Source organism: Listeria valentina (genome assembly GCF_011800755.1).
Taxonomy (GTDB): domain Bacteria; phylum Bacillota; class Bacilli; order Lactobacillales; family Listeriaceae; genus Listeria; species Listeria valentina.
The window spans coordinates 1-14,790 of record NZ_JAATJW010000060.1 but is presented as its reverse complement, the minus strand read 5'-3'; the positions used below and the strand labels follow the sequence as shown (position 1 = coordinate 14,790).

Here is a 14,790-nt window from a genome sequence, read left to right as displayed (position 1 = left end):
ATTTTTTTGTGCATGTATACGCGAGTCTATTTTGGATGTTTAAAAAAGCATGTGGTTATAGGGATTCCCTTTTTTGCTTTACATACATTATTTGAAAGCTAGGTTGTTTTTACTCTTTTACAAATGAATTTTCATTCAGTCAAAAGATAACTTTTCCCGCTATTTGACACGAAAGTTCAAAAATTAGACACAATTATCTATAAAAAATGTGCTATAGTATAATTGCAAGAAAAATACATAAAATAGGAGATGAGTTTCATGTCTGGACAAATCAGAATGACCCCCGCCGAGTTACGCGATCGCGCGAAAACTTACGGCACAAGCGCACGCGATATCGAACAAATGTTGCAACGTTTATCGCAAACACAAGAACAACTTCGCAGTGAATGGGAAGGGCAAGCATTTGCGCGCTTTGATGACCAATTCAATCAATTAAAACCGAAAGTAACCGAGTTTGCGAATTTGATGGATCAAATTGAACAACAACTCCAAAAAACTGCCAGTGCAGTGGAAGAACAAGACCAACAACTGTCCCAGAATTTCGGATTTTAATTTTTGGTGTAGGTTTGTAGTAAGTTGTAATTTAGAAATGCCCCTTATATGATTATAAGGGGTGTTTTGTAAGGCGGGTATTTTTGTTACATAATTGACAGCTAAGAGGTGGAGAAATGGGAGAACTAAAAAAATTATTTTTGTTGGTGTTATTTGTTATAATGCTGATTCCTATTTTATTACTTGGTCAATGCAGTTATGAAGCCTATAAGATTAATAAAGAATCTGTTAAGGTGGCACACAGTAAAGAAGCAAAGAATCTATACAGAAAAGTACTAAGGGAATACGATCAGAATGCTTTTACAGAAAAAGGCATTATAAAGAGTTATAAAATTGATGGAGATAGTATTTCTCATAATCCTATGGGCGGGGTCGAAGTTGATTTAATTATTAATGACAATAAAAAATTAGACTTTAGCCCTCATATAGATAAAACAGACGGAAAACTAGAAATAGGTAGTTTAACTTATAGTGCAGAACTTGACAGGCTTTTCACTGTCCATAGTAAAGACATAAAAATATTGCTTGAAAATTTACTTAGAAAATTAGATCATGAGGCACTAACCGAAAATGGGAAAATACGAACTTACTCAATTGAAGATAAATCAATTGCAGGGGGAGCTTCTGGAGCTCCTGATGAGTTTAGTGTTATTAAATTGAACTTAATAGTAAACAATGATGTTAACTTAAAGATTAAAATGAAAATTAAGAATATCAGCGAAGACATTGAAAAAGAAAAATATACAGTAGCTAACTATTCACTGTCTGAAAATCTTTCAAACTTACTAAAAGGAGGATCGAGAAGAGCAAAATGAAAAAAACACTAATAATTATTACAAGTATAGTATTACTTATTGTTATCGGAATTGGTATAAAAATAGGAGTTGATAAACACATGAAAAACGAACAAGAAAAAGAAATGACGGAAATTGTACATAGTGAAGAGGTTAAAAGGATTTTTGAAGATAGTTTAAAAAAGCTAGATGGAAATGCTTTAACAGATCAAGGAATTATAAAAAAGTATCAAGTAAACAATGAAACTATAAAAGCTAATCCAATGGGGGGGATCAACGGGCAAATATATGTAAATGATGATAAAAACTTAACAATTGATTTTAACCTTGATAAAGACAGTTCAGGGAATTTTGATTCTGATATTGTTTCAAGTATAGCAGGTAAACTTTCAAATAAATTGGAGTTGAAGCGTAGTGAATAAGTATACAGATGAACAAAATGTTAAAATAGCCAAAAAAGAATATGATAAGTTGAAAGTTGGAGATGATTTTATTGAAAAAGGTAATACAGTATCGGGAAAAGTCTCCCAAACCATCGACAACAGGGCAACAGGCGAACAGACCTATATAGTCACAAAAGGAGGGGATAAAATAACTGCTAATTCTCCACTTTCCGAACGTGAAAAAGTTAAAGAAGTGATAGTGTTGTACCGCGGTTCTTCTGCCCCTGATGAGCTTGCTTGGGGTAAACCTGACACTAATAACGATGTTGCGGCTGATTGGCTTATGAATGACATACCCGCGGCGGCTATGATTCTAGCAGGGAAAGGAACAGCAACCCCGCAATTAAAAAGTTCGGCGAAGACTTTAAAAAACACATTGGATACTTACCCCAATGCTAAAACGTATGTATACGCGCACTCTCTTGGGGGAATGAATGGGAGCTATGCTATTGCTGATTTAAGCAAAGAACAACTTAAACGCATTGGCGGAGCTTACTTATACCAGTGCCCTAATATTTACAACCTTCTAAACGCCGAGCAAAAGAAGATTGCAGATGCTTTCACAGCTTCAAATAAAGGGTTTATTTATGCCGATCTTCTCGACTTTGTCCCACTTGGCTACGGAAACAATAAGCCCGCAGTTGGAAATGTTCTCTATGTAGACGGAAAAGACACGGGGAACCTTGGAAAACAACACATGTGGGGTGGCTATCAATTCGACAAAGAAGGCAATTTAAAACTGACAGAAGCAGGGTCGGCGAAACAATCGGCAATTTTACAAAGCCAGAGCTTGAAATACCTCGCAAAACTTAAGAAAAAACTAAGTGCAGGCGGGGGCGGTTTAACCTCCTCGGAGGAAAAATTTCTCGAAGCGTCAGAGGCATTTGTTCGCGTTCGAACTATGCAAGCTAGATTAAAGCGAACATGTGATAAGTTAGAGAAACACTATAAAAAAGATATAGAACAAGCCCGCGAATTATGGAGGAGTACACTTGCAGATGCTCGACATTATGGAGATTCACTAACAGAAACCGAAATTATTGGCGCGCTAGCAGACGGCGGGGCAACAGAAGCAAAAATAAAACTTAAGCCGATCGAGCAACGTAAGATTAAATTAAGTAAGCTTAAAGAAATCGAAGAAGCTTATAATGACGTCATCAATCAAATTCAACATGCGATTAATGAAGTAATTGAAAAAGATCAAGAACTAGCGCGAACTCTTGCGGAGGGGTGATAAATTGGAACTATCAAAACGAGCAATCATGCAACGAATTAACGACTTAGAAGACGACTACAACCGACAAACGAGGCTACTAGAGGATAGAATGGAAGAGGTTCAAGAAGCTAACCATCAATTTTCTAAAATGTTAGATGACAAAGCCGAGCGCTTGCGCTTTATCGTTTCAAATTATGACCCCGAAGCTATTCCGCCACTTTCATATGGTTATAATATGCTTAGTCAAGCGCAAGATGAAGTAAGTTATATCGTACGCAAGGAATTATCAACTCTTGAAGAACAGAATGAAGAGGTAGACGCACAGTATAGAAAAGATGTCGCGCGTTTAGAAGAGGATTTACTTCGAAAAGATAGAGAAGGCGAGGCGAATTAGTTGGAACGCGAAAGAGTGTTACAAGGTCTTAAATTTAATCAATTGTGCCAAAAAACATATTAAGATTAGTTATGAGGGTCAAGGCATTGACTTTCATAACTATTTTTTTATAGTTAAACGTGAAGAATAGATCGAATGGTTATTAGGACTTCGAGTCCGTCAAAAAAACGGGTCGTCTTTACTATCTCTAATTGAATCAGTTTTTAATATGTTGGATCCACGAGATCGTGTAAAAGAAATTGGAATCGGTAGAGCTAGGTAAAGTTCTTCAATTTAATTAACTGGAGGTTTTTTATGAATTATGTAGTTGCTTTTGATGTCAGCATGGGGAAAAGTTTTATGGTTATCTATGATTCTTTCGAATCGTGTGTATTTGAGGATTGGATTCATCATTCAACTCCATCTTTTCAGGAGTTGGGCAGAAAGCTTCAACAATACTCAGAAAAAAATGAAGATAACATAGAAATTGTTTTTGAAGCTACAGGGGTTTATTCTAGATCTCTGGAACGATACCTTACTTCCGAAGGATATAATTATTCAAAACTCAATCCATTAGAAGCCAGCTTTCAATCTAAATCATTACGAAACAATAAAAACGATAAAATTGATGCGCATAACATGGCTATCGCCCAATTAAAAAACAAAAATAAGATTTATAGACAATCACCTAATAAATATAATGAATTAAAACAACTATCTCGCTATTATTTGGAAATTGACGAAGAATTAGCAATAGTACGGGGGAGATTACACAGTTGTATTCAATTAACTTTTCCTGAATTAGAACTAATGTTCACCTCAAAATCTACCTTATTCCTTAATTTAGTACGACTATACCCCCATCCCAACCTAGTCTTAAAAGATTCAAAGACAGTAATAAAAAATAATATTCTTAAAAATACCAACAAAACCATCTCAAAAGAACGTGCCCACGAAAAAGCAATGGAGCTAACTTCGGCAGCTAAAGATAGCTACCCATCTGTTGATGAATTCCATCCTGTAAATATACAATTGAAAAATTACGCACTAAGATATCAAGAATTGATCGCACAGAAAAAGGCTATCACCAAGCATATGGATATAATAGCTAAATCACTTCCAGAATATAAAATCTTGCTTAGCATTCCTTGTATAGGTATTAACTCAGCAGTCCGAATAATTGCTGAATTAGGTGATATTAGTCGTTTCAACAACTCTAAACAGATAAATGCCTTTGTTGGTATTGATATTAAAAGATACCAATCTGGTAAATTTCAACTACGAGATAAAATTAATAAGCGTGGTAACAAGTTCTTGAGGAAAATTTTATATTTAGTCATTATAAACATGATTCGCACAAAAACCTCTGAAAATAATCATTTGAAAGAGTACTATTACAAATTAAAGTCTGATCCGATGAACAAGTGCCATAAAGTTGCGGTAATAGCTACTATGAATAAATTTCTACGAACAATATTTTATTTAATACAGAACGACATCATTTATAATTATGAAGAAGCATTGAACGCTTAAAAATTAATTTTCAATGGGTTTATTTGGCATGCCCCAAACTACATAAAAAAAAAGAACTAATTTATCATATAAAAAAGTTCTATTACTATTGACTAATCGTAAGAAATAACCATGTACGACACTAGTCACTTGTTCTTTTCCCGTCTACTTCTCATGCCTTTTTTGATGATTAGCTTCTGATCTTGTGCTAGTTTTTGATAGGCTGTTGTCTCCATCCCATAAATCATGATATGTCCATTTTCATCATAGTGAATGCCAAATCCATAAGTTTTAACGAGTGGTGATGAACGAAAACAGGCATGAGGCTTAGCAAAAAATGCTTGACGTGCCTCTTCTTCATCTTGCATTGTAGAAAAATCCAAATTTTTTCGAAGCACTTCACATTCAAACTGAACATCCGCTTCCGTTTTCTCATAAGGATGAGCAGTGATAATTTGATATTCAAGCATAGCTATGGTTGGCTTTTCCTTAAATGGAGGCTCTGTTCCAAAATTTGCTTTCGTATCTTCAGAAACTAAAATAAATGTATTTTGATAACTCATTGCATTCACCTCCTCTGCTTCCTAGCTTCAACCACCTGTCATTTCGTTAACTACATTATACAAAACTCCTCTTTTTCAAACAAACCCTCTGTCAAAAATTACGCAAAGTTTACACAAAGATCATTGACAGATCAGCCTCAAAAGAGTATGATGACAAAGAATTGAATACGTTTCTTCGGGGCAGGGCGTAATTCCCGACCGACGGTAACAAGCAAAGCTTGGAGTCCGTGACCCGCACGCGTGCGGTTGATCCAGTGAAACTCTGGAACCGACAGTTAAAGTCTGGATGGGAGAAGAAAACTTATGGGATTTTTCAAAGGAGTAGTCTCTACTTTTTTGTGATGCTTTTAAGTTTATTTAAGTTAGCCTCGTGTTTTTTACACGGGGCTTTTTTGTTTAGAAGGGAGGAATTTTTTTGCATGAATTTTATATGGCTGAAGCGATAAAACAAGCGAAGCTCGGTCAAGGAAAAACCTTCACGAACCCGCTTGTGGGTGCCGTTATCGTCCAAAACGATCAAATAATTGCTTGCGGGGCACATTTGAAATTTGGTGAACCACATGCCGAAAACAACGCGATTCTTTCATGCAAGTCTCCCGAAAAGCTACTCAATTCAACTCTTTACGTTACACTTGAATCTTGTAATCACCACGGCAAACAACCGCCATGCACAGATTTGATTTTAAAAAGCGGCATCAAACAAGTTGTGATTGCACAGCTCGACCCGAATCCGCTCGTTGCAGGAAGCGGGAAAGAAAAACTGGAGCGGCACGGGATTGAAGTGATAACGGGAATTCTCGAAATAGAAGCTCGCGCGTTAAATCCTTTTTATAATTTCTATTTCGAAACCGGAAGGCCTTTTATCACACTCAAACAAGCGGTTACTTTAGACGGAAAATTAGCGCTATTCAAAAAACGAACAGCCATAACCGGGCAAGAAACTTCACGTTTTGTGCACGCGGAACGTGGCCGCTATCAAGGAATTTTAGTTGGCAGTGAAACAGTGCTCCTTGACAATCCAACTTTACTCGCTGCTGATGAATGCGTTTTTCAGCCCAGTCAGATTGTCCTTGATAGGCGCGGGCGAACGCTCGCTAGAGATGATTTGGATATCTTTCAAAATCAGCGGAGCCCCGTCCTCGTTTTCACTGAGAAAAAGGTTCGTCAGTCTCTTTTGCCTGAACATGTGGAAGTGATTCAGCAAGATCAAGTTTCGGTGGCAAGCGTTGTGCGGGAACTCAAGGAACGCAAACTTCAATCCATTTATGTGGAAGGTGGCGCTCGTATCCATGATGCTTTTCTTGCAAGTGGTTATTGGGATGAAGTGATTAGCTACCTCTCTCCTACTTTGATTGGCGGGAATGGAACGGCAAGTTTTACAAGTTCACGTGAGGTTGCGGATGTGACTTTGGTTGGGGATCTTTCTGTCGAACAAATTGGACAAGATATTAGAATTTCTGGAAGAAGGTGCTAGCGATGTTTACTGGATTGATTCAAGGAAAAGGAAAGGTTTCAAAATTGATGCGAGAAAGAAGCACGATTAAGTTGTCTTGCAGCGCTTCGGAAGAGCTTCTGGATGGGTATGAAGTTGGCGACAGCATGGCGATTAATGGCGTTTGCTTGACGGCTGTTTCGAAAAGCAAGCAAAGTTTTACGGTGGATATTATGCCGGAAACATTTAACCGGACGACTTTCGCTCGCCTCAAAGTCGGAGATGAAGTCAATCTTGAGCGGGCTCTTTTATTTCATGGGCGTCTTGAGGGGCATCTTGTAGCAGGCCATGTGGATCAAACGATTCGGCTTGTGAAACAAATTCAACATCAAAATGCGCTCGTTTTGACATTCAACTACCCCGCAGAACTCCAAGGTGAAATTATTCCGCAAGGCTCAGTAGCATTAAACGGGGTAAGTCTCACGGTTACGGAAGTTTCTGGGCGTACTTTTTCTGTCAGCTTGATTCCCCATTCCAAGCATGAAACGAATCTTGGCAGTTTAAGACGAGGTGAACTGGTCAATATCGAAACAGATATGGTGGGCAAATATCTCAAGGCCCAATCCCCTGTTTCTAGCAAAGAAAGAAAAGAGGCGTTTTATTTATGAGTCAATGGAAGATTAAAGAAGCGATTGAGCGGCTCAAGCAAGGCGGGCTGATTATCGTGGCAGATGATGACAACCGGGAAGCTGAAGGTGATCTCGTCGGGCTTGCGAGTGCAGTGACGCCTGAAGCTATTAATTTTATTGTGAAACAAGCACGTGGCTTACTTTGTGCTCCTATTTCGGCAGAACTCGCAAAGCGTTTGGAGCTTTCGGAAATGCTCGAACGAAACACGGATAGCTTTGGGACGGCGTTTACGGTTAGTGTGGATCATAAGGAAACTTCTACGGGTATTTCGGCATTTGATCGCGCAAAAACGATCGAGGAGCTGGCGAAACCAACGAGCATGGCGACGGATTTCAACCGGCCAGGACATATTTTCCCGCTGATTGCAAAAGATGGTGGCGTCCTTGAACGACGAGGTCATACAGAAGCAGCGGTTGATCTTGCTAAACTTGCAGGTGGACCGGCGGCCGCTTATATTTGTGAAATTTTAAATGAAGATGGCTCGATGGCGCGCCGGCCGCAACTAGAAACCCTCGCGGAGGAATGGGAAATGCCACTTATTACGGTAGAAGAACTCGTCACTTATTTAACGGTGCAAGAAGAAACAAGTGTAAAGCTACCTAGTGCATTTGGCGAATTTGATTTAACACTTTTTGAAGATCAAGCGGGTAAAGAGCACTTGTTGCTTTCTAAAGGAGCGATAAAAAACGCGGATACTCCACTCTTGCTACGAATTCATTCTGAGTGTATAACAGGTGACATTTTTGGTTCGCACCGCTGTGATTGCGGAGAGCAGTTGCACGAGGCGATGCGCTTGATTGAAGAAAATGGTCAGGGCGCTATTCTTTACTTAAGGCAAGAAGGTCGGGGAATTGGCTTAAAGAACAAGCTGAGAGCCTACAAACTGCAAGAAAACGGCCTTGACACTTTGGAAGCAAATGTTGAACTGGGCTTTAAGCCTGACGAGCGAGATTATCGCTTCGCGGTTCAAATTTTGAACGCACTTGGCGTAAAACAAGTGGATTTGATGACGAACAATCCTGATAAAATTGCGGAACTTGAAGCACTCGGCATTGACGTACGCAAACGAATTCCATTAGAAATTCAACCAGTAACAGAAAATGCCGCTTACTTAAAAACCAAAAAAGACAAATTTCACCATTTATTATCATTTTAAATTAAAGGAGAATGAATTATGACGACATTTGAAGGAAATTTTGATGGAAAACAAGTAAAAGTAGGAATCGTAATTTCACGTTTCAATGAATTTATCACTGCAAAACTTTTAGCAGGTGCCAAAGATAACTTACTTCGCCACGGAGTTTCGGAAGACGACATTGATGTGTACTGGGTTCCAGGCGCATTTGAAATTCCTTACCTGACAAAAAAACTGGTGAAAACAGGCCGATATGATGGCGTACTAACACTTGGAGCCGTTATCCGAGGTGCAACAACGCATTATGAACTTGTCAGTAATGAAGTCGCAAAAGGTGTTGCACACATTGGACTTGATGCAGACATTCCTGTCTTGTTTGGCGTTTTAACAACCGAGACGATTGAGCAAGCGATTGAACGGGCTGGAACAAAAGCTGGAAACAAAGGAAGCGAAGTCGCTCAAGGCTTACTCGAAATGGTATCCCTCAATCAATTGGTGAACTAAAAAGTAAAAAAAGCACGAAACTCACTAAATGGAGTTACGTGCTTTTGTTCATTAATTCTTTTTAATCGCTTTGAAGTTTTCAGTTTGGTGCTTAATTCCTTTTTCTGCTGCGAAACGTTCAATGCTTGAAGCCCCGAAGAACCCATCAATGCCTGAGGTATGTTCAATCACATATTTCGCATCTTCTGGTTCAGCGATTGGGCCCCCATGACAAATGACTAAAATATCTGGATTCACTTTGCGACCTGCTTGAATGATTTCTTCAATTTTTGTCACGCAATCATCAAGTGTAAGCGCCGTTTTCGCGCCAATGGTTCCTTTCGTTGTAAGCCCCATGTGTGCTACTAAAATATCTGCGCCTGCTTCAGCCATTTTACGAGCTTGCTCTGGATCAAATACATAAGGTGTGGTGAGAAGATCTAATTCATGCGCTTTCTGAATCATATCCACTTCTAAGTCATAACCCATGTTAGTTTCTTCTAAATTTTGACGGAATGTGCCATCAATTAAGCCGACTGTTGGGAAATTTTGAACGCCATTAAAGCCTTGTTCTTTTAATTGTTTTAAATAAACATCCATAACACGGAATGGATCTGTGCCGCATACACCTGCAAGGACTGGCGTATTTTCCACAACTGGGAGTACTTCACTTCCCATCTCTACAACAATTTGGTTGGCATCTCCATAAGAAAGTAAGCCTGCAAGCGAGCCGCGCCCTGCCATCCGGTAACGTCCTGAATTGTAAATAATCAACATATCCGCTCCGCCAGCTTCACTGCTTTTAGCTGTTATACCTGTGCCAGCTCCAACTCCGACTAATACTTCGCCATGTTTAATTCTTGCACGAAAAGCTTCTAAAATTTCTTGTCTTGTTTGTTTATTCATTATTTTTACCTTCTTTCTCTTCGATTAACGTGATTAATTTTTGCGCCGCAAATTCTGCAAATGTTTGGTCATTAATAGCTTCTGGACGGTAAATCATTTCAACTGCTGGATTTGTTATTTGGTCTGTTAGTGTCTGGAATAAAATTGCGTCTTCTTTTTCACCGCGGAAAGGTTCGCCTTCAACATCAATTCCTGAAACACCTTTTTCTGGAATGATAAGTGCCGTATAGGCTTCAGCAAGATTTAATTTTTCTGCTAGTTTTTCACCGATTCGTTTATTTTCTTCTTCGGTTGTACGCATCAACGTAACTGTCGGATTGTGTTTATATAATAAGCGTGATTTGAATTTTTCAGGAACTGTTTCATAAGGACCAAAGTTTACCATATCTAAAGCACCAACGGAAACTACTTGTGGTGTCCTTGTTTTAGAAGCTGCTTCTAAACGCTGTGGTCCAGCATTTAAAACGCCACCAACTAGTTCGTCCGCCCACTCTGTTGTCGTTAAGTCTAAAACGCCTTGGAAAAAACCTGAGTGAATAAGGGATTCCATTGTTTTGCCACCAACACCTGTTGCATGAAAAACAAGAACTTCATAGCCACGCGCTTCCAAGTAATGACGTGCAAAATTGATTGCTGGTGTCGTTACCCCAAACATTGAAGCGGCAATCAGCGGTTTATCACTCGTAAATGGCTCTGTTTCAAATTTAAGCATGCCTGCCATTGCTAAAACAGCGTTGTTGAAAATTTGAACTGAAATTTTATTTAATCCAGCAACATCAACAATTGAAGGAATCAAGATCAAATCACTAGTTCCGATATAGGGCGATGTATCACCAGAAGCCACAGTCGAAACAATGATTTTGGGAACTCCGATTGGAAGAGCTCGCATCCCTGGTGCCACAAGCGAAGTACCGCCTGTTCCACCAAAAGAAAGAACTCCGTCAAAGCGTCCTTGTTCATATAATTTAGGCACTAGTTTTTCCATTCCACGTGATAAAACTTCTGTAGCATGAGCCCGATCTTTTCGTTCGGCTAAAGAACGAATATCCGTCCCAGCTTCTTCTGCTACTCGTTGATTCGAAATATCTGGTTTAAAAGCTGGTTCAAATACCCCAACATGGATGGTTAAGACATTTAATCCGAGCTTTTCTATTTGTTTCTTGATATAGCTGTATTCCTCGCCTTTTGTATCAAAGGTGCCTATTAGCGCAACTGTTTTCAAAGTATTATCCTCCTTCATAAGAAGTCTTTCTACGGGCGCGTCCGTTAACTTACTACACCTTTATTATAGCGCTTTCACTATTTATGTAAACGTTTTTATGTTATGATAAATAGTTTTTATATTAGGTGATTTGTTTTCGGTATTCTTTTGGCGAGATGCCCATGTATCTTTTGAAAACCTTATTAAATTGCGCGTAATCTTGATAATTGATTCCTAAAGCGATTTCTTTTAGTGACCGTTTTGGCTCCTGTTGCATCCACTCGACCGCCTTATTGAGGCGGAAGCGAATCAAATATTCAGTAAAGCTATACCCCACTTTTTCCTTAAAAAGCGTACTTAAATAACTGGGCGATAAATGGGCCACTTGCGCGAGTTCTGCTAATTGAATTGGTTCGCTGTAATTGGCTTCGACATATTTTTTGACAAACTCGACATAATCATAATGTTTTTCAATACCATCGAGCATTTGCGCGAGTAAACTCCCATCCGAGGTGATTTCTGATTTTTTGAAGTCACGTGTTTGGTGGACGATCACTTCTTCGGAAGGAAGACGCTCGAAAGTAGATCCGCCAATGTAGCCATCGAGTTCCGGAACATGATTATATAGATAGCGAATATCGACAAGCGTTTTGACTGGACCGCCGTAAACCATTTTGAAAACGTTCTTGCGATTTTTAGGGATGCGTTCGAGCATGGTTTTGGTTTCTTGGATAGCAGCTTCGAGGGAAAGTACTTTTTGTGCCCCAAGTAAGCCGCCACTTGTAAGCCCAAGATGAATACAAATCACGTCAGCACCTGCTTGCGCCATCTTGCGAACTTGGTCAGCATTAAAGACAAAAGCAACTGTAAATAAATCGGCTTGATGAGCAGCACGGATGGCCTCTACTTCTAGATCATAACGATTCCCTTCTGCTTCCAAAGCTTCGCGAAAAGCACCATCAATAAGACCGACTGATGGGTAATTATTAACGCCTGAGAATCCACTTTGCTTGATCGTTTGAATAAATTGCGGGATATTCATCGTTGGATCTGTTCCATTTAATCCGAAAATAACGGGAATTTTATGGATGAGTGGAATAATTTCGCGTATCGCAAAATCAAATACAAGCTGGTTACTATTTGCAAATGGTAAGAAGCCGGCAAGTGAACTCCGCCCCATTTGTCTGAAGCGACCAGAATTTAAAATTAATGTGAAGTCAGCGCCCCCTTGTTCGGCATAGCTAGCGGTCATTCCTGTACCTGTTGCAACGCCAAGTAAATGATGACCAAGTCGGAGTTCGCGACGTAGTTTTTTCAAGATTTCATTTCGTTTCATAAAGCATATACCTGCTTTCTTGTTAATAAAAAACGTACTATGAAAAGCTTACATGAGGAGGCTTGAGAAAGCAAACAAGCGGCCAAGATCCAACACGTTCTTATTGATTTTTAGATTATTGGGATAACCTGTAGACTCTAAGCTCTCTTTATGCTAAAATTACGTTGTTTTGCATATTATATTTACATAAAAGGGAGAGAAAACACATTGGGGACAGTAAAAAAGATTTTGCTATCGAGTAGCATTGTAGCTCTTAGCTTAGCGGGAGCGGCATGCGGAGATAGCAAGGCTTCTTCGAGTAGCAAAAAAGAGCAGCACAAGACGGGTAGTACCACAAAGCCCAAGAAAACAAAAAAAGATGAGGTTTATTTTAAAGATGATGTTTTAAAAGTTAATGACGCTACAATAAAACTGCTAGATGCAGAAGTTGTACTTCCAAATTCAGAAAAAGATGTGGAAATTGCCACTTTAGTTCTCACCTATGACTATATGAATCAAAGCGATCATGCGATGACACCTGCTCATGTATTTATGGACTGCTTTGAGGCCTTTCAAGAAACTGAAACTGATTTTGAAGAATTGGAATTCGCGATGATGCCATTGAGCCAAAAGTTTGATGCGCTTGACAAATTAGCTGATAAAAAAGTTAAGCCAGGCGCAACGGTTCGGTCCGCTATTGCCTTTGAAATCTTGGATATGGATGCCCCTGTAGAATTGATTGCTATGCAAGGGGTTTTAGGTAAAGACCTTGGAAGTAAAATATATCGATTGAAATAATATGGTTCCTTTTTCCGCTAGATTTAAAAAGCCTTCCCTTTAGTTGATATGGGAAGGCTTTTTGAGTGATAGAAATTTAGCGAGTTTTCCAATGCCATTTAAGTGCTTCTTGTTCAACTTTTTTAACAAAATCATCTTTGCCGTCTCCATATCCTTCAATATCATTTGGATATTTAGCAGCGAGCTCGCTTTTCAAGTCGCCATATGCCGTGCACACTTGTGGATTTTGACGAAGATAATCTCTGAAAGATAAATGTCTTTCGATGTCTTGAACCTGGTCGAACTGGAAAGCATGAATCTGGTGCGTTCGATTATCTCCACCTTTACGGAAATACCTTCTTCCCTTTATTCCAAATTCCCCCATGACTTCATAACCAAGCTTTTCGAATGAGGATGACAAGGCATCCAACCCCGCAATATCGTTTACTACAAGCAAGATGTCAATAATGGGTTTCGCTTTTAGTCCTGAAACAGAAGTACTTCCAATATGAAAACTGCTTATCAAATCTTCTTGAAGCATCTCTTTAAGAGCCTGTTCTTCTTTCAAATACATGGTTTCCCAGTTAGAATCGTAGTCAACAACTGTAATTTGCATTTTTTCACTCCTCGCTACTCCTTCAGTTTAGTTTTACAGATCATCATTTTGCAAACATCCAATCTCATTAATGAGCAATGTTTCACGCGATTACTTTCATTAGACATCTAAATCAATTTCTCTCATAGCTTGAATCTCTTCATTTACATATCGGTAAATAAAATACCAGCCTTGTCCTGCTCCACAATACTCGCACTTGTTCATTGGGTAAGACTTGTTTTGGGTCCGACTATAAGTTATCGATATCTTATCAACATATTTATTCAAAATTTGTTCGTCTAATATTCTATCATCCCCAATTACCTTTAATCCATAGTATTCAATACTTGGGTCTTGCATATGTATAAGAGTTTTTTGGTTTATTAATAATCTTTTTTTGTCCCACGGATACTCTACATTTTCATTTGTTCCATCATCAAATACAATGTACGTATATATTGTCGTTTCTTTATGGCATTTATAGCAATTTTTTTCAAACTTATATATTTTCAAATTAGAAGCATCTTCCTCTTTCTTTATACAATTCACTATCTCAATATTTTCTTTGAAATATGTGTACTCCCTTCCATCTTTGTTGAATTTCACATAGGCCTTTTCACCTCTTAAATCAATAGAATATGCATCAATTATGTCATTTGTTTTTTTGTTTTTAAATTTCATGATAATCTCCTTTATAACACATGTTTATCATACAGGTTTATAAAACTGTATTCCACTTATTCCCGCATCTTTTATTTTCTCTTTGCTTCGAGACAATACAGAAAAAAGAATTGTAATAAGAC

At 38.7% G+C, this 14,790-nt stretch carries 17 protein-coding genes and 1 riboswitch; of the genes, 11 read left to right on the top strand and 6 right to left on the bottom strand.

What is annotated here, in order from left to right:
• The first annotated feature begins 258 nt into the window (after positions 1-258).
• The 6 genes from HCK02_RS11305 to HCK02_RS11280 all read left to right on the top strand — a co-directional run bounded on the left by HCK02_RS11305 (position 259) and on the right by HCK02_RS11280 (position 4,911).
• The gene (locus HCK02_RS11305; protein WP_036071587.1) at positions 259-552 is read left to right on the top strand and encodes a WXG100 family type VII secretion target; all 294 of its coding nucleotides are present in this window, start codon (positions 259-261) and stop codon (positions 550-552) included.
• Between the two features lie 116 nt (positions 553-668).
• Positions 669-1,367, top strand: coding sequence for a DUF1310 family protein (locus HCK02_RS11300; protein ID WP_167630217.1), 699 nt, complete (start codon positions 669-671; stop codon positions 1,365-1,367).
• Positions 1,364-1,768, top strand: coding sequence for a DUF1310 family protein (locus HCK02_RS11295; protein ID WP_167630216.1), 405 nt, complete (start codon positions 1,364-1,366; stop codon positions 1,766-1,768). Before HCK02_RS11300 ends, HCK02_RS11295 begins: the two co-directional genes overlap by 4 nt.
• Positions 1,761-3,023, top strand: coding sequence for an alpha/beta hydrolase family protein (locus tag HCK02_RS11290; RefSeq protein WP_167630215.1), 1,263 nt, complete (start codon positions 1,761-1,763; stop codon positions 3,021-3,023). The genes HCK02_RS11295 and HCK02_RS11290 overlap by 8 nt, the downstream gene beginning before the upstream one ends.
• A 4-nt stretch (positions 3,024-3,027) precedes the next feature.
• A complete protein-coding gene (locus tag HCK02_RS11285) occupies positions 3,028-3,399 on the top strand; it encodes a hypothetical protein (RefSeq protein WP_167630214.1) in 372 nt (123 codons plus the stop codon).
• Positions 3,400-3,693: 294 nt separating this feature from the next.
• On the top strand, positions 3,694-4,911 hold the full coding sequence (locus HCK02_RS11280) for an IS110 family RNA-guided transposase (RefSeq protein WP_167630213.1): 1,218 nt from the start codon (positions 3,694-3,696) through the stop codon (positions 4,909-4,911).
• Between the two features lie 125 nt (positions 4,912-5,036).
• On the opposite strand, the gene HCK02_RS11275 is transcribed toward HCK02_RS11280, so the two are convergent.
• On the bottom strand, positions 5,037-5,453 hold the full coding sequence (locus HCK02_RS11275) for a DUF6157 family protein (protein WP_208970475.1): 417 nt from the start codon (positions 5,451-5,453) through the stop codon (positions 5,037-5,039).
• A gap of 167 nt (positions 5,454-5,620) precedes the next feature.
• A riboswitch (FMN riboswitch) is annotated at positions 5,621-5,755 on the top strand.
• 113 nt (positions 5,756-5,868) lie between these two features.
• Between HCK02_RS11275 and ribD the strand changes: the two genes are divergently transcribed.
• From ribD to ribH, 4 genes are read left to right on the top strand one after another with little or no spacing between them, the layout of a single operon-like run.
• Positions 5,869-6,927, top strand: coding sequence for a bifunctional diaminohydroxyphosphoribosylaminopyrimidine deaminase/5-amino-6-(5-phosphoribosylamino)uracil reductase RibD (gene ribD, locus HCK02_RS11270; RefSeq protein ID WP_167630212.1), 1,059 nt, complete (start codon positions 5,869-5,871; stop codon positions 6,925-6,927).
• Between the two features lie 2 nt (positions 6,928-6,929).
• Complete coding sequence (locus tag HCK02_RS11265) at positions 6,930-7,553, top strand: riboflavin synthase (RefSeq protein ID WP_167630211.1); 624 nt, start codon at positions 6,930-6,932, stop codon at positions 7,551-7,553.
• Complete coding sequence (gene ribA / locus HCK02_RS11260) at positions 7,550-8,731, top strand: GTP cyclohydrolase II (protein ID WP_167630210.1); 1,182 nt, start codon at positions 7,550-7,552, stop codon at positions 8,729-8,731. Before HCK02_RS11265 ends, ribA begins: the two co-directional genes overlap by 4 nt.
• An 18-nt stretch (positions 8,732-8,749) precedes the next feature.
• Entirely contained in the window at positions 8,750-9,214 is a 465-nt protein-coding gene (ribH, locus tag HCK02_RS11255; RefSeq protein ID WP_167630209.1) for a 6,7-dimethyl-8-ribityllumazine synthase, read from the top strand.
• Between the two features lie 51 nt (positions 9,215-9,265).
• On the opposite strand, the gene HCK02_RS11250 is transcribed toward ribH, so the two are convergent.
• The 3 genes from HCK02_RS11250 to HCK02_RS11240 form a co-directional block, all read right to left on the bottom strand.
• Positions 9,266-10,099 (bottom strand): phosphoenolpyruvate hydrolase family protein, encoded by an 834-nt coding sequence (locus HCK02_RS11250; RefSeq protein WP_167630208.1) that lies wholly within the window; start codon positions 10,097-10,099, stop codon positions 9,266-9,268.
• Positions 10,092-11,321, bottom strand: coding sequence for a Tm-1-like ATP-binding domain-containing protein (locus HCK02_RS11245; RefSeq protein WP_167630207.1), 1,230 nt, complete (start codon positions 11,319-11,321; stop codon positions 10,092-10,094). The genes HCK02_RS11250 and HCK02_RS11245 overlap by 8 nt, the downstream gene beginning before the upstream one ends.
• A 121-nt stretch (positions 11,322-11,442) precedes the next feature.
• Positions 11,443-12,636 (bottom strand): phosphoenolpyruvate hydrolase family protein, encoded by a 1,194-nt coding sequence (locus tag HCK02_RS11240; protein ID WP_167630206.1) that lies wholly within the window; start codon positions 12,634-12,636, stop codon positions 11,443-11,445.
• A gap of 207 nt (positions 12,637-12,843) precedes the next feature.
• Here HCK02_RS11240 and HCK02_RS11235 point away from each other — a divergent pair, with 207 nt between their 5' ends.
• Complete coding sequence (locus HCK02_RS11235; RefSeq protein WP_167630205.1) at positions 12,844-13,413, top strand: DUF5067 domain-containing protein; 570 nt, start codon at positions 12,844-12,846, stop codon at positions 13,411-13,413.
• A gap of 76 nt (positions 13,414-13,489) precedes the next feature.
• On the opposite strand, the gene HCK02_RS11230 is transcribed toward HCK02_RS11235, so the two are convergent.
• Positions 13,490-14,008, bottom strand: coding sequence for a GrpB family protein (locus HCK02_RS11230; RefSeq protein WP_167630204.1), 519 nt, complete (start codon positions 14,006-14,008; stop codon positions 13,490-13,492).
• Positions 14,009-14,107: 99 nt separating this feature from the next.
• Positions 14,108-14,668 (bottom strand): hypothetical protein, encoded by a 561-nt coding sequence (locus HCK02_RS11225; protein WP_167630203.1) that lies wholly within the window; start codon positions 14,666-14,668, stop codon positions 14,108-14,110.
• Between the last annotated feature and the right edge of the window lie 122 nt (positions 14,669-14,790).